Source organism: Amnibacterium sp. CER49 (assembly GCF_029846255.1).
Taxonomy (GTDB): Bacteria; Actinomycetota; Actinomycetes; order Actinomycetales; family Microbacteriaceae; genus Amnibacterium.
The window spans coordinates 1,203,347-1,222,125 of record NZ_JARVWQ010000002.1; the positions used below are offsets into that span (position 1 = coordinate 1,203,347).

Here is an 18,779-nt window from a genome sequence, read left to right on the forward strand (position 1 = left end):
AACGGTAGCCATCGGCGCCGTGGCGTGACCGGGAGCACCGAGCGCCTCGGGCGCCGCGCGGCCACCGGTCGGCGATGGGCGCCTCAGATGCCGGGCTCCGGGCGCCCCTCCGCGGCGCGGTCCCCGTCCTCGGACCGGGTGCGCGTCGTCGAGGGCGTCTCGCCGAACTGGTCGCGGTAGTGGGCCGCGAAGCGCCCCGGATTGGTGTAGCCGAAGTCGCGAGCGACCGCTGCCACGGAGGCCACCCGACCCGTCTCGAGGGCCTCGCGGGCGGCCTGCAGCCGCAGCTGGCGGAGCCGGACGAGCGGGCTGACCTGCTGGTGGCGCTGGTAGGCGAGCTGCAGGCCCCGGATGGAGACGCCCGCCGCGTGCGCGATGTCCGGGATCGTGATGGGCTCGCGCAGCCGGGTCGTCATGAAGGCCTCGGCCCGTCCGCGAACCGCGGCGTCGCGCTCCTCGTCGTCCTCGGTGCGCTCGCTCAGCCCGAACGCCTCGACCGTGGTGGCCGTGAGCGCCCCGATCATCTGCGTCCGCAGGAGGTCGCGCTCGTAGGCGTCGGGCGTCACGAGCACCCGGCCGGAGAGGATCTGGGCGCTGTCGCGCCAGAGCGCCGCCAGCGACGAGGACTGCGGGACGAGGCGCGGTGCGTGCAGGCGCAGCGGACGGCCGAGCACGCCGAGCAGGGTCGCGACCGAGCTCGGCGTGATCGAGAACGCCTCGATCGTCACCCGGTGCCACCGCAGGGTGACGGCCTCGCCGAGGGGCAGGATCGCGATCGCGTTCGCCTCGAGTCGCACGAGGTCGAGGCCGCGCTGGAGCATCGCGACCCCCTCCCGCACCAGGAAGGCGACGAGGTCCGGCACCCGCGGGACGTGCACCGCCACGTCGTTGCCGAACGACGAGAACCGCGTCACCGCGATGCCGTCGTCGGCCAGATGGAGGTGCTGGTACCCGAAGCGGCCGGGACCGCTCGAGACGAGCGCCTCCCCCAGCCAGTCCTGCACCGCTGATGACGCGTCGTCGGCCGACCCGGCCGCGCGCTCCTCCCGTACGACCGCAGTGGGCACGGGGGCAGCGTAACCGTTCCTTCGAATGTCCTGAAGGAACAGATCGTCACCTTGAGTTCACAGCGAGTGCGCGCGGTCGGGCCCCCCGAGGACCGAATGCGGTCCTCCCCAGTCCCGATTCCGTTCCGATTCCTCGCTCGGTGAGGATCCTCGTAGCGTGCGAGGTCGGATGACGCCGGCAGTGCCGACAGGAACGGGTGACCGTGAGCACCGACGAGCACGACCGCGACCGGATGAGCGCCGGATCGGGCCGGGAGGACCTCTCCGCGATGTCGGGGCGCCTCGTGTTCGCGGGCCGCTACCGGCTCGACGCCCCGATCGGCAGCGGCGGCGCCGCCACCGTCTTCTCGGCGACGGATCGGCTGCTCGGTCGTGAGGTCGCGGTCAAGGTGTTCCGCGCGGACGACTCCTCCACCGACCACCTCAAGCTCCAGATGGCCGAGGCCCGCCTGCTCGCGCGGCTGAACCACTACGCGTTGACCACGCTGCTCGACGCCGGCATCGAGACATCGGGCAGCGGGGGGCCGCGCATCATGCTGGTGATGGAGCGCGTCGTCGGCGCGGACCTGCGGCAGCGCCTGCGCTCAGGACCGCTCACCGCCCGCCAGGTGGCCTACCTCGGCTTCGACCTGACCGATGCGCTGCACTACGTGCACGGGCGCGGCTACCTGCACCGGGACATCAAGCCGGCGAACGTGCTGCTCAGCGAGCAGGGTCTGGCCGAGCGGCCGCGACCGAAGCTCGCCGACTTCGGCATCTCCTCGATCATCGGCGACCACCAGGGCGAGTTCACGACCGGCACCGCGGCGTACCTGGCGCCCGAGCAGGTGGACGGCCTCGACGCCGTGCCCGCGACCGACGTCTACGCGCTCGGTCTCGTCCTGCTCGAGGCGCTGACGGCGCGTGTCGCCTTCCCGGGTTCCCTGCTCGAGTCGGCCTTCGCCCGGCTCGATCGAGACCCGCACATCCCGCCCGAGATCTCCCCGAGCGTCCGGGAGGTGCTCGTGGGGATGACCAGGCGAGCGCCGGAGGAGCGCCTCCCGCTCCCGGCGGCCGTCCGCGCGTTCCAGGACGCGCTCGTGTCGGAGCTGGTGCGGGACCGCGCGATCGATCCCGCGCTCCTCGGCACCGACGAGGGCCAGCGGGTCGCGGCCGTGCACCGCTACGACGTGCTGACCGACTCCCCCGACGAGGCCTTCGATCGCATGAGCGCCCTCGCGGCCCGGTTCCTGCGGGCGCCGATGGGCTTCGTGTCCGTCGTCGACGCCGAGCACAAGCTCATCCGAGCCACGCACGGCCTGCCCGAGCACCTCGCACCCATCGACCGGAACGACGCGCTGTGCGCGGTGCCGATCGCCACCGGGCGGCCGATCAGCATGCCGGACGTGCACGCCGACGCCCGGGTGGCCCGCAACGCGCTGCTCCTCGAGCACCCCGACATCCGCTCGTACGCGGGGGCCCCGCTGATGACGCACGACGGCTTCGCGATCGGCGCGATCGGCGTGTTCGACCGGGCGCAGCGCGACTTCACCCCCGACGAGCTGCACGATCTCGGGGAGCTCGCGTCGATGCTGATGCGCGAGCTCGAGCTGCGGAGGGCCGCGAGGCGGGCGCTCTTCGCCGAGTGAACCGGGCGCCCGGCCAGCGGTCCGAGGACGCGGGGTCAGCGCGCCGGCCACGCGCCGGGCACGGAGCACGGGCCCGCGGGCCGGAAGGGCAGTGCCGGGATCGCGGGGAGCGCTGCCGCCTGCTCGCACGCGGATCCGCCGGCCTCGGCCGCCCGGCGGGCGAGCCGGGCGGGCTCGCTGCGCAGGTCCGGCCGGGCGCCGGCCGCGGCGAGGTGGGCCTGCCGGATGTAGAGGGTCATCCGCTCGGCGACGCCGGTGTCGACCGTCGCGGTCGGGTGGATGCCGTCGGTCGTGGTGCCGGCGGCGTACCCGTTGCGGAAGCTCCGGATCGGCGCGAAGGGGTCGGCGACCATCCAGCCGTGCTCGGCGGCGACGGCGGTGAGGGTGCGGTTCTCGACGATCCCGCCGCGCTGGAGATCGTGATGCCCCGGGTTCCAGTCGGTGGCGTCCGACGGCGGGATGAAGCTGATGAGCACGTGCGGCGCGCCGACCTTCTCGACGATCCGCTCGATGTTCCGCCCGGTGTCCGCATCGGCCACGCCGCGCTTCAGGTCGTTCGTGCCGAGCATCACGACGAGGACGTCGGCGTCGGGAACGGCCGTGATCTCGTCGAGGACCTGGCCGCTCGTGTACCCCGAGCGCTGGAAGCCGCCCACAGCGACGATGCCCGGGTCGTCGAGCTGGTGGAGCCACGACTCGGGCGCAGCGGAGAGGCTGTCGCCCGCGACGGCGACCCCGATCTGCTTGGGCGCGCCGGCGTCCCCGCTGCCATCGGCGGGGAGCGCCGTCGCGGCGAGGGTGGGACCCAGCGCGATGGGCACCAGCCCGGCGAGGATTCCACGGCGGATGTTCACAGGACCTTGCGCTCCGTTCGGTGTGCGGCGCAGAACACTGTCCGCGCGTCCCGGGTGGAGCGGAACCAGGCGCGCCCCGTGTCAACGAGTTTCTAAGGAGGGCGGTGGGGGCGCTGCACCTGAGCGACTCCGCACAGTCCTGTCCCGCGCGTGGCCCGGCGACGAGGATCGGAGGGTGGTCGACGTCGAGCGCGAGCTGAACTGGGCAGGCACCTACGGCTACCTCGCGGACCGGATCGTCCGCGTCGGGTCGGTGGACGAGGCGCGGGATCTCGTCACGTCCGGCGAGCGGATCCGCCCGCTCGGCACCCGGCACTCGTTCAACGACATCGCCGACGGGCCGGGCCTGCTCGTCGACCTCACCGGCCTGCCCGCCGAGGTCGAGGTCGCTCCGGACCGGCGCAGCGCCACCGTGTCGGCGGGGACCCGCTACGGCCTGGCCGCCGTCGAGCTCGAGCGGCAGGGGCTCGCGCTGCACAACATGGGCTCGCTGCCCCACATCTCCGTCGCCGGCGCGACGGCGACCGCGACCCACGGCTCGGGGATCGGGCTCGGCGCCCTCTCGTCGGCGGTGTCGGCTGTCGAGCTGCTCGGCGCGGACGGCGAGCTGCGCACCGTGCGGCGCGGGGATCCGGACTTCGACGGCAGCGTCGTCGCGCTCGGCGCCCTCGGCCTCGTGACCCGCGTCACCGTCGACGTGCAGCCGTCGTACCGGATGCGGCAGGACGCCTACGAGGACCTGCCGTGGGACGTCTTCCTCGAGCACCTGCCGGAGGTGTTCGTCGCCGCCTACAGCGTCTGCCTCTTCACCGAGTGGGACGGCCGCGTGCGCGAGCTGCTGCTGAAGTCGCGGGTGCCGGACGGTGCGGAGGACATCGACATGCCGGAGGACATCCTCGGCGCGCGCCGGATGCCGCCCCGCGAGGCGTCCGACCGCACGACCCCGGTCGACGGCACGGTCGGCGCCTGGTGCGACCGGCTTCCCCACTTCCTGATCAGCGGCACCCCGTCGAACGGCTCGGAGATCCAGAGCGAGCACTTCGTGCCGTTCGCGGTCGCCGCGGCGGCGCTCGACGCGGTCGCCGCGCTCGGGGACCGCATCCGCCCCCACCTGCACACGGCCGAGCTGCGCACGATGGCGGCCGACTCGGCCTGGCTGAGCCCGAGCCAGGGTGAGGACGTGCTCTGCATCGCCTTCACCTGGCGCAAGCACCCCGAGGAGGTCGCCGCGCTGCTGCCCGACCTCGAGGCCGCGCTCGCCCCGTTCGGTCAGCGGCCGCACTGGGGCAAGATGTCATCGCTCGACGGCGACGCCATCGAGGCGCTCTACCCCCGGATCGGCGGCTTCCGCGACCTCGTGCGCCGCAGCGACCCCGACGGCGTGTTCCGCGGGCCGTTCCTCGAGCGGATCATCCGGCCGTGAGGTCCGTACGGATCAGACCGCCCGTTCCCCGAACCCGAGCGGCTCGCGGGTGAAGCGGTAGGTCGCCCAGCTCAGCAGGCGGATCGAGCCGTCGTCGCGGCGCTGCACGGTCAGCCGCTCGCCCCGCTCGCGGCCCGAGACGGTGCGGAACGCGTCCCGGCCGTCCGGGGCGAACACCGACGGCGGGACCTCCGCCCCGTCGCCGCTCACGACGGCCTCGAGCCTCCCCGCGCGCACCCGGAACTCGAACGCGGACCCTTCCGAGAACCACACGCCGAGCAGCGGCACGAGCTCCGGCGGCACGGTCGTGCCCGGCGTCCACGGATCGAGCGGCGGGGCGTCGTGCTCGGCCACGTGCTCGCCGAGGCCGATGCTCACGCCCTCGGGGTCCTTGGCGACGCTGTTGTTCATGAGCACGACGGCCGTGAGGCCGGACTCCCGGTCCGAGTAGGCGCCGGTGATGCCGCCGGGCGCGCCGCCGGTGTGGCCGAACCAGGTGCGGTCGCCCTTCCGCACGATCGCGAAGCCGAGCCCCTGCGCTCCCTCGAAGCGCGCGTTCCGCACCGCGTGGGGCTCGAGCATCTCGGTGACGGTGTCCTTCCTCAGCACCGACTCGTCCGGGTCGATCAGGAACGCGTGCCACCTGACGAGGTCGGCGACGGTGCTCGCGAGGCCGCCCGCGGGGGCGATGACGCCCGTGAAGAGGATCGGCTCGTCGACCGGCACGTCGGTGAACGGCGGGATGTAGTAGCGGCCGGCCTGAGGATCGCGGGGCTCGAGCGTCGTGTCGCGGAGGCCGACCGGATCGAGCAGCCGCGCCTGGAGGCTCTCCGCCCACGGGCGCCCGTCGAGGTGGGCGACGATCTGCCCGAGCACGACGTAGCCGAGGTTGCTGTAGTGCCAGGCGGTGTGCGGCTCGAGGATGCGCTCGCGCCGGTTCCAGTCGTCGAGGAACCGCTCGGTCGCGGGCACCTCGAGCGAGTCCCAGAACTCCGCGTCGACGGGTTCGCGCTGCATCCCGCTCGAGTGCGACAGCAGCTGCCGCACGGTGACGCCCGGGTGCGCGCTGCCCGGCAGCAGGTCGTCCACCTGGTCGTCGAGGCGGAGCCGGCCCTCGTCGCGCAGCTGCAGCACCATCACCGCGGTGAAGGTCTTCGTGTTGCTCGCGATCATGAACTGCGTGTCGACGCCGAGCGGCACGGACGGGTCGCCGAGGTCGGCGGTGCCGACGCCGGCGGACCACAGCAGGTCGCCGCGGTGCGCGACGCCGGCGGCGAGCGCGGGGGTCCGGCTGTCGCGCTGCGCCTGCACCGCCCGCCGGTCGAGTGCTCGTCGGGTGGCGTCCATCAGCTCGTAGCGCATGAGCCCGATGCTAGGAGGAGCCATCCGCCCCCCTCCTGACGAGGCGGCAGCGCTAGAAACGACGCATGACCGGCACCGCTCGTCCCCCGTTCCGCGCCGACGAGGTCGGCAGCCTGCTGCGCCCCGATGCCGTGCACGAGGCGCGGGAGCGCGTCGCATCGGGTGCGCTCGACCGCGAGGGACTCCGGCAGGTCGAGGACGCGGCGATCCTCGACGTGATCGATCGGCAGCAGCGGGCCGGGCTGCGTGCGGTCACCGACGGCGAGCTCCGGCGCGCATGGTGGCACTTCGACTTCTTCGAGGGCCTCAGCGGCGTCGACGTGGTCGAGGCGGAGAGCGGCATGGCCTTCCAGGGCACCGCGCCGGCGCCGCGCGGCGTGCAGGTGCTGGACCGCATCGGCTTCCCGGACGACCACCCGATGCTGCAGCACTTCCGGTTCCTCCGCGATGCCGCGAGCGTGCTGCCGAAGCAGTGCATCCCGTCGCCGACGGTGCTGCACTTCCGCCTCGCGCCCGACGCGGTGCAGCACTCCCCGTACCGCGACCGCGACGCGCTCTTCGCCGACCTCGCCGCGACCTGGCGCGCCGCCGTCCGCGCGTTCTACGACGAGGGCTGCCGCTACCTCCAGCTCGACGACACCGCGTGGGCCTACCTCTGCTCCGAGACCGAGCGGGAGCGGGCGAAGGAACGCGGCATCGACACGGACGGGCTCGCGGACGCGTACGCCGCCCTGCTGAACGACGTGCTCCGCGACAAGCCCGCGGACATGACGATCACCACGCACGTGTGCCGCGGCAACTTCCGGTCGACCTGGATCGCCTCGGGTGGCTACGAGCCGGTCGCGCAGCAGCTGCTCGAGACCTGCGACTACGACGGCTACTTCCTCGAGTACGACACGGAGCGCGCCGGCGGCTTCGAGCCGCTGCGGTTCCTCCCCCGCGGCGACAAGCGCGTCGTGCTCGGGCTCGTGACCTCGAAGTCCGGCACGCTCGAGGCGCCCGAGGACATCGAGCGGCGCATCGAGGAGGCGACCGCGTTCGCCCCGCTCGAGCAGCTGGCGCTCAGCCCCCAGTGCGGCTTCGCCTCGACCGAGGAGGGCAACATCCTCACCGAGGAGCAGCAGTGGGCGAAGCTGCGCGAGATCGTGCAGATCGCCGAGCGGGTCTGGGGTGACGTCGAGTCGTAGCCCGTCGCCGGACGTGGACCCACCGAGAGCCGGACCCCAAGCACCTGCTTGACATCGCGGGCCGGTAGCGCGAGCATCCCAAGCATGCGCTTGGCAACGACGTCGTCCCGGCTCGCCCGCGTGCTGCGCTCCCGCGACCTGTCGCTGCTCCTCGCCGCCGACCTCGTGTCGCAGACGGGCGACTGGATCCTCGGCGTCGGGGTCGCCTACGAGGTCTACGCGCTCACCGGCTCCACGCTCGCCTCGGCCGCGCTGCTGCTCGCGACCCAGGTGCCGAACCTGCTGCTCGCCTCCCCCGCCGGGGTCCTCGTCGACCGGCGCGACCGCCGCCGCACGATGATCGCGGTCGACCTCGCGCTCGCCGCGGTGCTGACCCCGCTGCTGCTCGTGCGCGGGGCGGACGACGTCTGGGTCGTCGTCGCCGTGGTCGCCGCGAGCAGCTGCCTCGAGCCGTTCTTCCTCGCCGCCGAGGCCTCGCTGCTGCCGGCGCTGGTCGAGCCGGACCTGCTCGTGACCGCGAACGCGGTGAACGGGCAGGTGCGCGACGTGGCACGGCTGATCGGCGCCGCGCTCGGCGGCCTGCTCGCCGCCGCGGGCGGATTCGTGCTCATCGCCCTCGCCGACATGGCGACGTTCGCCGTCGCCGCCGTCCTGCTCGCCGTGCTGCGGCACCGCGCAGCGCCGGCCGCAGCCGCCGCTGCGCCGGGCGCGCGGCTCTCGCTGGAGGGCTTCGCCGCGGTCCGCCGCGACCGGGCGCTCGTCGCGGTGCTCACCTTCTTCCTGCTCAGCGGCGTCGGCGAGGGCGTCATGGGCACGCTCTTCGCGCCGTTCGTCCGCGACGTGCTCGGCGGGTCCGCCGCCGTCTACGGCGCGATCCTCGCCGCGCAGGCGATCGGCGGGATCGCCGCGGGGCTCCTCGTCAGCGCGTTCGGCCATCGATTCGCCGCGCGGTCGCTCTTCGGCTGGGGCGCGATCCTCTTCGGGCTGCTCGACCTCGCCCTGTTCCTCTCCCCGCTCGCATCGCACGCGACGTGGCCGGCGATCGTGCTCATCGCGCTGGTGGGGCTCCCGGGCGCCGCCATGTCCGCGGGCGTGCTCACCGTCTTCCAGCTCGGCACCACCGACGGGAACCGCGGCCGGGTGTTCGGCGTGCTGCTCACCGCGCAGAGCGCCGCGATGCTCGCCGGCACCGCGGGCGCCGGGATCCTCGCCCTGCCGCTCGGGGTCCTGCCGGTCGTCGTCGTGCAGGCCGTCGTCTACACGGCCGGCGGGCTCGTCGCGCTCGTGCTGCTGCGACCGGCGCGGGCTTGACATCGGGCACGGCGTCCGCATCACTGACGGCATGGCCGACTCGAACATCGGGACCCGCTCGGTCAGCGACCCGCTCGCGCTGCGCGCGCTCGCGCACCCGCTGCGGATCCGGCTGCTGCGCCTCGTCGGCCGCGAGGGCACGCTGACGGCCGCCGACGCCGCCCGGCAGCTGGGGGTCAGTCACGCCCTCGCGAGCCATCACCTGCGACAGCTCGCGAAGTACGGGTACGTCGAGCAGGCGGACGCCCCCGACGGGCGGGCGCGGCCCTGGCGCGTCACCACGACCTCGTTCGAGCTCGATCCCGCCGAGGAGTCCGGGTGGGACGCCGCCGACGCGCTGCAGCGGCTCGCCGTCGACCAGGCCGGCCGCGACGTCGAGGAGTGGCAGCGGCGCCGCCCGGAGGAGGATCCCCGGTGGCAGGCGCTCGCCGGGGTCCGCTCCGGCCTCGTCTACCTCACCGCCGACCAGCTCGAGGAGGCGCTGGCGGCCTGGGCGGCCATCCTGCAGCCGCTCGTCGACCAGGCACCGATCGGCCACCACGACGCGCGGCACCCGGCCTCACGGCCGGTCTCGTACGCGCTCGTCACCGTGCCGATCGATCCCACCGCGCGGGGCGGCTGAGCAGCGGGACCGGCACCTCGCCTCCGTCCCGTTGCGCGCCGCCGCGTCCGGACGGCGCGGTCGGCGGTCCGGCTCGCGGCGTGGGATCGTTCCCTCTCGTGACGTCCCTCGCCCCGCAGCGCGCCGCGGTCCTGCTGCGCCGCGGCCTCGTGCTCGAAGGGCTGACGCTCGCGTGGAACGTCGTCGGCGTCGCCGTGCTCGCCGTCGTCGCGCTGCGGACCGGCTCGGTGGCGCTCGCGGGCTTCGGGCTCGACAGCCTGATCGAGATCGGCGCGAGCCTCGTCGTGATCTGGGAGCTCTCCGGCACGGGTGAGCGACGCCGTCGGCGCGCCCTGCGGCTCATCGCGATCGCGTTCGTGGCGCTCGCCGCCTACCTGCTGGTGCAGAGCGCGGTCGCGCTGATCGCGCAGCACCACCCGTCGGACGGCCCGGCCGGCATCGTGTGGACCGCGGTCACCGCCGTCGTGATGTTCGCGCTCGCCGCGGGCAAGACCCGCATCGGTCGCGCGCTCGGGAACCCGGTCCTCGTCGCGGAGGGGCGCGTGACGGTCGTCGACGGCGTGCTCGCGGTCGCGGTGCTCGTCGGGCTGCTCCTCGACGCGGCGCTCGGCTGGTGGTGGGCCGATCCGCTGTCGGCGCTCGTGATCGTCGGCTACGCGGTGCGGGAGGCGCGGCACCTGATCGCCGAGTCACGTGCCTCGGAGCCGGGCGGCGCCTGATCCGGGTGCCGATCTGCCTGCACCGGGATGGCATCGTGAGGTGGCGATGACCGATGACCTGCTCACCGAGCACCTGATGCTGCACGCCGTCGACGTGGACGAGGCGCGCCGGATCCGCGGGCGCACGCCTCGGGCGGACGACTCATGGGCGCACGACTACCCCTTCGAGGGCGACGTCGCCGGGCTCGGCGCCTTCCTGCACGCGAGCGAGCGGTTCGGGGAGCAGCGGCCGTTCGGGTACTACCGGATCTCCCGCCGCGCGGACGGGCTCGCGATCGGGGGGATCGGCTTCAAGGGGGCACCGGTCGACGGGATCGTCGAGATCGGCTACGGGCTCGCCCCGTCAGGACGCGGCCACGGCTACGCCGCGGAGGCGCTCCGCGCGGTCTGCTCGCTCGCCGCCGGGCTCGGAGTCCGTCTGGTGCGGGCCGACACTGAGCTCGACAACCTCGCCTCGCAGCGAACCCTCGGGCACGCCGGCTTCCGCGTCGTCAGCGAGGACGAGACGCTGCGGTACTGCGAGCTCCCGCTGCCCGAGGCGTGACCGCGGAGGATCAGCCGCCGACCTGATCGGCCTCGTCGGCGTCGGCGACGCGGCGGAGGCCCTCCTCCGGATCGGTGGCGGCCTCGTAGGCCTTCAGGGCTCGACGGCGCGCGGCGACCCCGAGGGCCACGGCGCCGCTCGCGACGAGGAGCCCGGTCATCTGCGGGACGAGGTCGGCGTGGGGCAGCGGCAGGGCGTCGCCCTCCGCGGCGGGAGGCAGCGGACCCTGCACGATCGGGCGGCTCGGAGGGGAGGACGGTCGCGTCGGCGCGGCACCGCCCGCCGCCGGCAGCGCCCCCGCGATCGCCGGAAGCACCGCTCCACGGACCCCGAGGACCGGGCCGCCGATCGGCATCAGCATCGCCGCGCGCCCGAGGATGCGGTCACCTCGACGACCCGGCGGTCAGGGCCGGCAGCGCCCGAGACGGGAGCTGCGCGGGCTGCGGGCGGCGGCGGCCCCGGCGCCCGCGGAGCGACACGGCGAGCAGCAGGAGCAGCAGCGCCGCGATCCCGCCGCCGACCTCCGTTGCGGCGCCCGCGACTCCGGCGAGCGGCGACGGCACGACAGGTGCCGCGGCGACGGCCGCCGGCGCGAGGCGCGCGAGCGCCACGACGACCCGGTCGCCGCGCGCGGGCACGACACCCGCCGCCGCGACCACGAGCCGGCGGAGCGCCGCGACGGTCGTGCGCTTCGCCGCGGACCGGTCGACCGCGACGGCGATGCTCTGCCGCACGACCGTGCCGGCGGGCACGACCGTCGTCGAGGTCGCGCCGTCGACCGCGTTCGACCGGGTGGAGGCCGTGCCGGCCGGGCTCGTCGACCACGACCGCGAGAAGGCGGGCGTGCCCGGCGTCGCCGACCAGGTGCGGCTCGAGACGGACGTCGTGCCGGAGGTCATCTCGGCCGCGACGGTGACCTGCGCGGCGCCTGGGCCGAGCACCGTGTCGAGCATGCGCTGCACGGCCGCCGCGGTGGCCCGGTCGTACTGCGTCGCGGGCACCACGGACACGGGCGTCGCGGCGAGCGCCGGAGCCGCGGGCAGCGCGGCGAGCGCCGCGGCGAGCACGCCGCCGACGACGGCCACGTGCGCACGTGGATGCTGCATCCCGGCTCCCCCGACCCGAAGAATTCGCTGCTTCAGCGGGAAGCACCGTATTCGCACGGGCATCGGCGGGAGCAGCCCCAGTTCGGAGGCCGAACGACCCGCAGCGACAGGCGTACGCTGCCGGGACGAGCCGGAGGCCGGAGGGACACCCGTGGCACGACGACGCACCTACGTCCTCATCGACGGCGAGAACATCGACGCCACGCTCGGGGGCACGGTGCTCGGGCGGAAGCCGGAGCCGAACGAGCGGCCGCGCTGGGAGCGGGTGCTCGAGTACGCGCGCGGGCTCTACAGCCAGGAGACGACCGGGCTGTTCTTCCTGAACGCCTCGAACGGCTACCTGCCGGGGCCCTTCGTGAGCGCGCTGCAGACCATCGGGTTCCGGCCCGTGCCGCTCGCCGGGCAGGCGACCGAGAAGGTCGTCGACATCGGCATCCAGCGCACGCTCGAGGCCATCGCCGCCCGCGACGCCGACGTGCTGCTCGGGAGCCACGACCGCGACTACCTCGAGCAGGTCACGGAGCTCGTCGACACCGGGCACCGGGTGGCGATCCTCGGCTTCCCCGAGCTCGTCAGCGGCGCGTACGCCGGTCTCGACGTGCGGCTCGTGGATCTCGAGACGGAGGTGCGCGCGTTCAACGTGCCGCTCCCCCGCGTGCGGATCATCCCGCTGCCCGAGTTCGACCCCGAGGCCTTCCTGCACTAGCCGCCGGCCAGAGCAGGGCGGGGCCGATCGGGCGCCTCCGGCACTTCCGGCGCCCGACCGGCGGCAGCGGCCCTCCCCTGGCGGCGCGGTTCCGACCCCATGTCGGCTGATCCGCCGGACACGGGGCGGGACGCCTCCCGCGACCGCCCGAGATCCACTGCGCAGCACAGGCAACACCACGCGCACTGAGGGAACGCTCACCTGCCGGTCCGGAGCCGATTCAAGGCGAGTCTCAGCGCTGCCTTCGTGCCGTCCCTCGACGCTCGCCCCATGACTGCTCCCCGCCCCGGCGCGCCCCTGCGGCCCGTCCCGGCCCTGCTCAACAAGGTCCCCGAGGCCACGCTCCTGTTCTGGATCGTGAAGATCTGCTCGACGACGGTCGGTGAGACCGGCGCCGACTACCTGAACGGCACCCTCGGATTCGGCCTGACGGGCACGACCGCGGTCGTCGCCGTGCTGCTCGCCGTCGGACTCGTCGCGCAGTTCACGGCGCGCCGCTACATCCCGGCGCTGTACTGGGCGAACGTCGTCGTGATCAGCGTCGTCGGCACCCTCTTCTCCGACAACCTCGTCGACGGGTTCGGGGTGCCGCTGTGGCTCTCGACGACGATCTTCGGCACGGCGCTCGCCGTCACCTTCGTCACGTGGTTCGCGGTGGAGCGCACCCTGTCGATCCACTCGATCGTCACGCGGCGCCGGGAGACGTTCTACTGGCTCGCGATCCTCTTCGCCTTCGCGCTCGGCACCTCTGCGGGCGACTGGTTCGCCGAGGGCATGGGTCTCGGCTACCTGCCGTCGGCCGCGGTCTTCGCCGCCGCGATCGGGGTCGTCGCCGTCGCGCGGTTCGTCTTCCGGGCGAACGCGGTGCTCACCTTCTGGATCGCCTACGTGCTCACCCGGCCGCTCGGCGCATCGCTCGGCGACCTGCTCTCGCAGACGAAGCACGACGGCGGCCTCGGCTTCGGCACCACCTGGACGAGCGACGCCTTCCTCGTCGTCATCCTGCTCGGCGTCGCGGCGATGACGCTGCAGGGGCGGCGGCGGGGTCCCTCGGCGGCCCGCTCGGCGGGGCTGCCCGCACTCGACTGAATCGGAGGCTGCGTCCGCTGCGAAGCGGCGGGCGCAGCCTGCGCCTCCGGACTCCCCGGAACCCGGGATCGAGCGCCGCATCAGGCCGTTCCTTCGCGGAATCTCCGTCCCCCGTCTGGAGGCTCGAACCGTGCGAATCCGCCTGCTCCCGCTGCTCACCCGGCCGCGACGTCATGAGCAGGTGCTCGTCGCGAGCGCCCCGTCGACGCCGGTGCTCACCGGGAACGGCGACGTCGACCTCGAGTGCTGGCGCTGCGGCTTCGCGATCTGCGCCGGCCTGCACCAGGTGGTCGACGCGTCGAACCGCATCTTCCGATGCCCCGGATGCGACGCGCTGAACCGGTCGCGGCTGTGAGCGTCGCGGGTCCGCGGCCCGCTGACGCCGTGGCCGCGCCGATCGGCCCGGCGGTCGCGCCGGCCCGGAGGGCGCTCGCCCCGGGCGTTCCGCTCGGCCTCGCCTGGCCCGCCGCCCTGCTCGCGATCGGGGCGCTCGCGTTCGTCGCCCGCCTCGCGCTCATGGTCCGCGGGGGCGGGCTCACCGGCATCGGCGGCTACGACGACGGCGTCTACTACGCCGCCGCCGACGCGCTCGTGCACGGCCGCCTCCCCTACCGCGACTTCCTGTTCCTGCAGCCCCCGGGCGTGGTGCTCGCGACGGCGCCGTTCGCCGCGCTCGGCGTCCTCACCTCGGACGCGTTCGGCTTCGCGGTGGCGCACGTCGCCTTCATGGCCGTGGGCGCCGGGAGCGCGGTGCTCGTCGCGAGCCTGCTGCGGCGGCACGGACGGACCGCGGCGGTGCTCGGCGGTCTCCTCTACGCCGTGTTCTCCCCCGCCGTCTACGCGGAGCGCTCGGTGCTGCTCGAGCCGCTCGGCACGATCGGCGTGCTGCTCGCGCTGCGGCTGCTGCAGCGCACGTCCGGAGACCGCCGCTGGACGGTGCTCGCAGGGGTGGCCGCCGGCGCGGCCGTCGACGTGAAGATCTGGTACGTCGTCGCCGCCGCCGTGCTCGCGGCATCCGCGGCGGGACGTCGCGTCCCGTTCGTGGCCGGATTCGTCGCGGCCGTCGCGGCGGGGTACCTGCCGTTCGTCGTGGCGGCACCCGCGGCGAGCGTCCGCGAGATCGTGCTCGACCAGCTCGGGCGCCCCCGCGCGCCGCAGTCGCTGCTGTTCCGCGCGGGCGAGGTGCTCGGGGCCCGCGCGTTCGGCCCCGTCTCCGCCCGGACGGTCGCGGAGCTGCTCATCGCGGTCGCGCTCGTCGTCGGCGCGGTGGCCGCGCTGGAGCGGAGCGCACGCGTGTTCGCCGTGCTGCTCGCGGCCGACGGCCTGGTGCTCGTCGTCGCCCCGTCGTGGTTCTCGCACTACGCCGCGCTCACCGCGCCGCCGCTCGCGCTCTGCTTCGGCGTCGCCGTGTCACGGCTGCTGCGGGCGGTGCCGCGGCCGGCGGCGCGCATCGCGCTGGTCGCCGTGGTGGTGCTCGGGATCGCCGCGCTGAACGAGGGGCAGGACCGCCGCCGGGTCGGCACCGCCCTGCCGGCCGCGATCGTCGCGGCGCACGGCTCCACGCGGGGATGCGTGCTCGCGGACGACCCGACGGCGCTCGCGACGATGGACGTGCTGAGCCGGGACCTCGCGCAGCCCCGCTGCACGGTCTGGCCCGACGTCACCGGCTGGACCTACGACCGCGACGGCATCCGCGTGAGCGGCAGGCTCCTCGCGAGGCGGAGCAACGACGTCTGGCAGGACGACCTCGTGCACTACCTCGAGGCGGGTCAGGCCGTGATCCTGGTCCGGCCGGACACCGGCCTCGGCCGCGAGTCGCTCGACGAGGTCCATCGCGGCCGGGTGATCGCGGCCTCCGGGCGGTTCGTGCTCCGCGCCGCCCGGTGACCGCGCGGGGTCAGGCCGAGCGCTGCGGCACACGTTCCCGGGAGGGTTGCAGCCCCGGGCGGAGCCACCACCCGTCGGGCAGCGAGCGCACGAGGCGGGCGGCCAGCGCGACGAGCAGGATCCCCGACGCGCAGCCGACGGCGGCGCCGGCGACCACGTCCGTGAGCCAGTGCGCGTGCAGCGCGGTGCGGCTCCAGGCCATGCCGAGAACGACCAGCGGTACGCCGATGCGTCCGGCGACCGTCGGCAGCACAAGGAGGAGCACGGTGCCGAGCAGCGCGGCGTTCGCGGTGTGGCCGGAGGGGAACGACGTGCCGAGCCCGAACACGGAGTCGGGCCGGGGCCGCATCGCGACCGCCTTGAGCAGCCGCACGTCGAGCCCGCTCGCGAGGCTCGCGACGAGCACGAACGCCGCCCAGAGCGGCCCGCGGAACGCCCAGACGACGGCCGCCGCGACGATGGCGATGCCGACGGCGGCCGTCCCGTTGCCCGACTCGGCGAACAGGCGGGCGACGCGGGTCGAGAGCCTCGTGCGCGCGCCGGTCATGAGCGCGTCCCAGGCGGAGTCGAGCGGCGGGGGCGTCGGGTGCACGATCCCGCAGACGACGGCGACGGTCCAGACCGCGCCGAGCGCGACGGCGGCCGCCACCACGAGCCGGGCCCGCGGCGGCCGCACGAGGGCCGTCGCCGGTTCCGGGGCGATGGCGGCGGGCATCGGGACAGTCTGGGCCGCGGCCGCCAAGAGAACGGTGAGGGGTCGGCCGGCCGTGCCGCGTGAGCACCACGGCGCTCCCGTGGACTTGGCTGTACGGGGTCAGCCCGCCGGCGCCCGGAGCGCCCGGAACCAGCCGTCGGTGGTCGCCGCGCCGGAGGCGGACGACGCCGACGGCGCGGCCCGCGACGGGGGCTCCTTGGGAGATGCGATCGGCTGCGGCGCGGTCGAGGCTGTGACCGTCGTCCGGGCGGTGCTCGACCCCGTCGCGTTCGTGGCGGTGAGCGTGACCGGATAGGTCCCGGCCGTGGCGTAGGTGTGCGACGGGTCCTGCACGGTCGAGGTGCCGCCGTCTCCGAAGTCCCACGACCACGACGTCGGCGAGCCGGTGGAGGTGTCCGTCAAGGCGACAGGGAGGGGCGCTGCGCCGGAGACGGGGTCGGCCGTGAAGGCGGCCTGCGGCGCGCCCGGCTGCGCCGTCGTCGAGGCGAAGGGCGGGGTGGTGAAGAGGTCGGCGAGGTCGGTCGCCGTCGCGGCGTCGCCGAGCAGCGGGGTGAGACCGAACATCTCCTGCACGGTCCGCAGGGTGGAGCCGTGGCTGTAGGGCACCGCGCCCTGGTAGCCCCGCTTCGCGAGCTTCGAGACGACGATGAGCCCGCTCGGGTTCGTGTCGGTACCCGCGCTCTCGTCCCAGAGCACGAGGATCACGCCGTTGTGCTGATAGGCGCTGGAAGCCTGGATCCTCGGGATCTCGGTCGAGAGGAAGGCGTCCGCCTGGCACCGCGTGCAGCTCGAGCCGGGTGCGGGCTTCTCGCCCTGGTCCCAGTCGTTCGGCACGATGAAGCTGTACTGCGGCACCGTGCCCGCGCTCAGGTCGCTCGCCAGCTCGCTGTACGGACGCTCGTGCTGGATGCAGTACGCCGGGTCCGACTGGACGTCTGTGAAGTAGACGAAGGGGTTGTGGTCCTCGGAGTACGGGGTGCCGGGGTCGGTGAGGTTGCAGGTCGTGCCGTTCCCGGGGAGGTTCTCGGCGTAGTACTTCCAGCCGAGGTTCGCGGCACGCAGCTGGGTGGTGAGGTGCGCGCTCGTGGCCACCGTGTGGTCGGTCGGCAGGTAGCTGCCGTTCGTCAGCCCCTCGCTCGCGCCGGCCTCGAGCTCGACGTAGTTCGGCAGGCTCGGATGCAGCCCGCTGCGGTAGTCCGTCGCCGACGCGAACTCGGGCAGCAGCGTGCCGTTCACGTACGGGAAGCGCGCGTCGCCCTTCACCGAGCTCCAGTCGGCGTTCTCCATCATCACGACGAAGACGTGCTGCGCGGCCGGATCGGTCGTCGCCGTCGTCGTCGCTGCCGACCCACCGGTCGTGTCCGTCGCAGGCGCGCCGGCGCCCGGGAGTGCGGCAGCGGGTGACAGCCCGGCACCGAGACCCGCGGCGAGCGCGCCGACGAGCACGGCGGCTGCCACGGGACGGCGCCCGGTCGATCGGTGGAGGGGGTGGGGGAAGCGCATCATCGCTGCATCCGCTCGCCGGGGATCGGAGGAAGGAGCGGCCGCGTGGCGGCCCACGCACGCCCCGAGGCCCTGGTGTACTCCCCTCAGCTCGCGACGCGCAAGGGCTCGACCAGCCTCGGCGAGCAGGCGTGGCGTGCGCCCGATCCGCTCAGCGCGATGGTCGCCGCGACGCGTGCACGCCGGCCCGCGCCTCGAGCAGCGCAGCGACGCGCGCGTACGGTGCGAGCGCCGCGTGTGCGTCGATCCCGCCGGGAAGCAGCTGCTCGTCGAGGTCGAGCAGCCGGAACAGCGCGCCGCGAGCGACGAGCGGCAGGTCGCCGGCGCGGCCCGCCACGTCGAGCAGCGCGGCGCCCTCGCCGTGCCACAGCAGCCCGTCGGCGACCGCGATCGCCTCGGCGTAGACGGCCGGACGCCAGTAGGGCGAGAGGTCGATCACGGCCGGCGGCAGCCCGGGCGCGAACAGCACGTTGCCGCTCAGGTCGGCGTGCACGAGCTGCGGCGGCTCGGCCGGCGGACGCACGAGCGCGCGGAGACGGGCGGCGAGCGGTGCGACACCGGGGTGCGTCGGCCGCGCCTCCTCGTCCCACGCGGCCCGATCGGCGCGCGCCCACCGGTGCGTGCGGCGGGCGAGGAACGCCGGCCGCGGCATCCCTGCGAGCGCGGCGTGGAACGCCCGCGCCGCGGCGAGCAGCGCCGGCCACCGCCCTTCGGGCCCCGGCTCGCCCTCGACCCACCGGGACACGGTCCAGCCCTCGGCGATCCAGGTACCCGTGGTCGACGGCACGGGCACGGCGATCCGGAAGCCCCGCTCCCCCGCGAGGGCGCTCAGCAGGTCCGCGCACCAGGCGGCCTCCTCGGCCTCGAGCCCGGGCGCGACCCGCTTCAGCACGACCCGCTCGTGCCCCTCGCCGAGCACCCAGCTGCAGCCCTGCCCGCCGGGCAGGCGGCGCGGCGTGCCGCCGAGCCCGAAGGCGCGGAGGGCCGTCGGCGACGGCGTGCCCAGCGGATCCACCGCCTCAGCCTGCCGCAGCCGTCGCGCACCCGGACGTCCTG

General features: G+C 74.6%; 19 protein-coding genes. 11 read left to right on the forward strand and 8 right to left on the reverse strand.

The window, feature by feature from the left end:
* Positions 1 to 83 precede the first annotated feature (83 nt).
* On the reverse strand, positions 84 to 1,067 hold the full coding sequence (locus QDR37_RS15790; protein ID WP_279714725.1) for a helix-turn-helix transcriptional regulator: 984 nt from the start codon (positions 1,065 to 1,067) through the stop codon (positions 84 to 86).
* Positions 1,068 to 1,270: 203 nt separating this feature from the next.
* On the opposite strand from QDR37_RS15790, the gene QDR37_RS15795 reads away from it, so the two are divergent.
* Positions 1,271 to 2,695 carry a protein kinase gene (locus QDR37_RS15795; RefSeq protein ID WP_279714726.1) on the forward strand — a complete coding sequence of 475 codons (1,425 nt, stop codon included), beginning with the start codon at positions 1,271 to 1,273 and terminating at the stop codon, positions 2,693 to 2,695.
* A 35-nt stretch (positions 2,696 to 2,730) separates the two neighbouring features.
* Here the strand turns inward: QDR37_RS15795 and QDR37_RS15800 are convergent, their stop codons facing one another.
* Positions 2,731 to 3,516 carry an SGNH/GDSL hydrolase family protein gene (locus tag QDR37_RS15800; RefSeq protein ID WP_279714727.1) on the reverse strand — a complete coding sequence of 262 codons (786 nt, stop codon included), beginning with the start codon at positions 3,514 to 3,516 and terminating at the stop codon, positions 2,731 to 2,733.
* A 208-nt stretch (positions 3,517 to 3,724) separates the two neighbouring features.
* Here QDR37_RS15800 and QDR37_RS15805 point away from each other — a divergent pair, with 208 nt between their 5' ends.
* Entirely contained in the window at positions 3,725 to 4,972 is a 1,248-nt protein-coding gene (locus QDR37_RS15805) for an FAD-binding protein (RefSeq protein ID WP_279714728.1), read from the forward strand.
* 12 nt (positions 4,973 to 4,984) lie between these two features.
* On the opposite strand, the gene QDR37_RS15810 is transcribed toward QDR37_RS15805, so the two are convergent.
* Positions 4,985 to 6,334, reverse strand: a complete 1,350-nt coding sequence (locus QDR37_RS15810; RefSeq protein ID WP_279714729.1) for a serine hydrolase — start codon at positions 6,332 to 6,334, stop codon at positions 4,985 to 4,987.
* Between the two features lie 65 nt (positions 6,335 to 6,399).
* On the opposite strand from QDR37_RS15810, the gene QDR37_RS15815 reads away from it, so the two are divergent.
* From QDR37_RS15815 to QDR37_RS15835, 5 genes are all read left to right on the forward strand, one after another.
* On the forward strand, positions 6,400 to 7,521 hold the full coding sequence (locus tag QDR37_RS15815) for a 5-methyltetrahydropteroyltriglutamate--homocysteine S-methyltransferase (RefSeq protein WP_279714730.1): 1,122 nt from the start codon (positions 6,400 to 6,402) through the stop codon (positions 7,519 to 7,521).
* Positions 7,522 to 7,605: 84 nt separating this feature from the next.
* A complete protein-coding gene (locus QDR37_RS15820; protein WP_279714731.1) occupies positions 7,606 to 8,832 on the forward strand; it encodes an MFS transporter in 1,227 nt (408 codons plus the stop codon).
* 31 nt (positions 8,833 to 8,863) lie between these two features.
* Positions 8,864 to 9,454: a helix-turn-helix domain-containing protein gene (locus QDR37_RS15825; protein WP_279714732.1), complete on the forward strand. Its 591-nt coding sequence runs from the start codon at positions 8,864 to 8,866 to the stop codon at positions 9,452 to 9,454.
* A gap of 98 nt (positions 9,455 to 9,552) precedes the next feature.
* Positions 9,553 to 10,173, forward strand: coding sequence for a cation transporter (locus QDR37_RS15830; protein ID WP_279714733.1), 621 nt, complete (start codon positions 9,553 to 9,555; stop codon positions 10,171 to 10,173).
* Positions 10,174 to 10,219: 46 nt separating this feature from the next.
* Positions 10,220 to 10,717, forward strand: coding sequence for a GNAT family N-acetyltransferase (locus tag QDR37_RS15835; protein WP_279714734.1), 498 nt, complete (start codon positions 10,220 to 10,222; stop codon positions 10,715 to 10,717).
* A 10-nt stretch (positions 10,718 to 10,727) separates the two neighbouring features.
* Here the strand turns inward: QDR37_RS15835 and QDR37_RS15840 are convergent, their stop codons facing one another.
* Positions 10,728 to 10,949, reverse strand: coding sequence for a hypothetical protein (locus tag QDR37_RS15840; RefSeq protein WP_279714735.1), 222 nt, complete (start codon positions 10,947 to 10,949; stop codon positions 10,728 to 10,730).
* Positions 10,950 to 11,100: 151 nt separating this feature from the next.
* Positions 11,101 to 11,823 carry a flagellar M-ring protein FliF C-terminal domain-containing protein gene (locus QDR37_RS15845; protein WP_279714736.1) on the reverse strand — a complete coding sequence of 241 codons (723 nt, stop codon included), beginning with the start codon at positions 11,821 to 11,823 and terminating at the stop codon, positions 11,101 to 11,103.
* Positions 11,824 to 11,974: 151 nt separating this feature from the next.
* On the opposite strand from QDR37_RS15845, the gene QDR37_RS15850 reads away from it, so the two are divergent.
* The 4 genes from QDR37_RS15850 (at position 11,975) to QDR37_RS15865 (ending at position 15,505) form a co-directional block, all read left to right on the forward strand.
* Positions 11,975 to 12,529, forward strand: coding sequence for an NYN domain-containing protein (locus QDR37_RS15850; protein ID WP_279714737.1), 555 nt, complete (start codon positions 11,975 to 11,977; stop codon positions 12,527 to 12,529).
* A gap of 270 nt (positions 12,530 to 12,799) precedes the next feature.
* Positions 12,800 to 13,618, forward strand: a complete 819-nt coding sequence (locus tag QDR37_RS15855; protein ID WP_279714738.1) for a hypothetical protein — start codon at positions 12,800 to 12,802, stop codon at positions 13,616 to 13,618.
* 130 nt (positions 13,619 to 13,748) lie between these two features.
* The gene (locus QDR37_RS15860; RefSeq protein WP_279714739.1) at positions 13,749 to 13,973 is read left to right on the forward strand and encodes a hypothetical protein; all 225 of its coding nucleotides are present in this window, start codon (positions 13,749 to 13,751) and stop codon (positions 13,971 to 13,973) included.
* A 29-nt stretch (positions 13,974 to 14,002) separates the two neighbouring features.
* The gene (locus QDR37_RS15865) at positions 14,003 to 15,505 is read left to right on the forward strand and encodes a hypothetical protein (RefSeq protein WP_279714740.1); all 1,503 of its coding nucleotides are present in this window, start codon (positions 14,003 to 14,005) and stop codon (positions 15,503 to 15,505) included.
* A 10-nt stretch (positions 15,506 to 15,515) separates the two neighbouring features.
* Here QDR37_RS15865 and QDR37_RS15870 read toward each other — a convergent pair whose 3' ends face one another.
* The 3 genes from QDR37_RS15870 to QDR37_RS15880 all read right to left on the reverse strand — a co-directional run bounded on the left by QDR37_RS15870 (position 15,516) and on the right by QDR37_RS15880 (position 18,738).
* Positions 15,516 to 16,220, reverse strand: a complete 705-nt coding sequence (locus tag QDR37_RS15870) for a phosphatase PAP2 family protein (RefSeq protein WP_279714741.1) — start codon at positions 16,218 to 16,220, stop codon at positions 15,516 to 15,518.
* A gap of 99 nt (positions 16,221 to 16,319) precedes the next feature.
* Entirely contained in the window at positions 16,320 to 17,726 is a 1,407-nt protein-coding gene (locus QDR37_RS15875; protein WP_279714742.1) for a PKD domain-containing protein, read from the reverse strand.
* Positions 17,727 to 17,874: 148 nt separating this feature from the next.
* Positions 17,875 to 18,738, reverse strand: coding sequence for a TIGR02569 family protein (locus QDR37_RS15880; RefSeq protein WP_279714743.1), 864 nt, complete (start codon positions 18,736 to 18,738; stop codon positions 17,875 to 17,877).
* Between the last annotated feature and the right edge of the window lie 41 nt (positions 18,739 to 18,779).

Excerpts from the sequence above, each read along its gene's own strand:
- QDR37_RS15870 (WP_279714741.1), bottom strand. The coding sequence starts at position 16,220 with ATGCCCGCCGCCATCGCCCCGGAACCGGCGACGGCCCTCGTGCGGCCG.
- QDR37_RS15815 (WP_279714730.1), top strand. The coding sequence starts at position 6,400 with ATGACCGGCACCGCTCGTCCCCCGTTCCGCGCCGACGAGGTCGGCAGC.
- QDR37_RS15855 (WP_279714738.1), top strand. The coding sequence starts at position 12,800 with ATGACTGCTCCCCGCCCCGGCGCGCCCCTGCGGCCCGTCCCGGCCCTG.
- QDR37_RS15835 (WP_279714734.1), top strand. The coding sequence starts at position 10,220 with ATGACCGATGACCTGCTCACCGAGCACCTGATGCTGCACGCCGTCGAC.
- QDR37_RS15820 (WP_279714731.1), top strand. The coding sequence starts at position 7,606 with ATGCGCTTGGCAACGACGTCGTCCCGGCTCGCCCGCGTGCTGCGCTCC.
- QDR37_RS15845 (WP_279714736.1), bottom strand. The coding sequence starts at position 11,823 with ATGCAGCATCCACGTGCGCACGTGGCCGTCGTCGGCGGCGTGCTCGCC.
- QDR37_RS15810 (WP_279714729.1), bottom strand. The coding sequence starts at position 6,334 with ATGCGCTACGAGCTGATGGACGCCACCCGACGAGCACTCGACCGGCGG.
- QDR37_RS15875 (WP_279714742.1), bottom strand. The coding sequence starts at position 17,726 with ATGATGCGCTTCCCCCACCCCCTCCACCGATCGACCGGGCGCCGTCCC.
- QDR37_RS15825 (WP_279714732.1), top strand. The coding sequence starts at position 8,864 with ATGGCCGACTCGAACATCGGGACCCGCTCGGTCAGCGACCCGCTCGCG.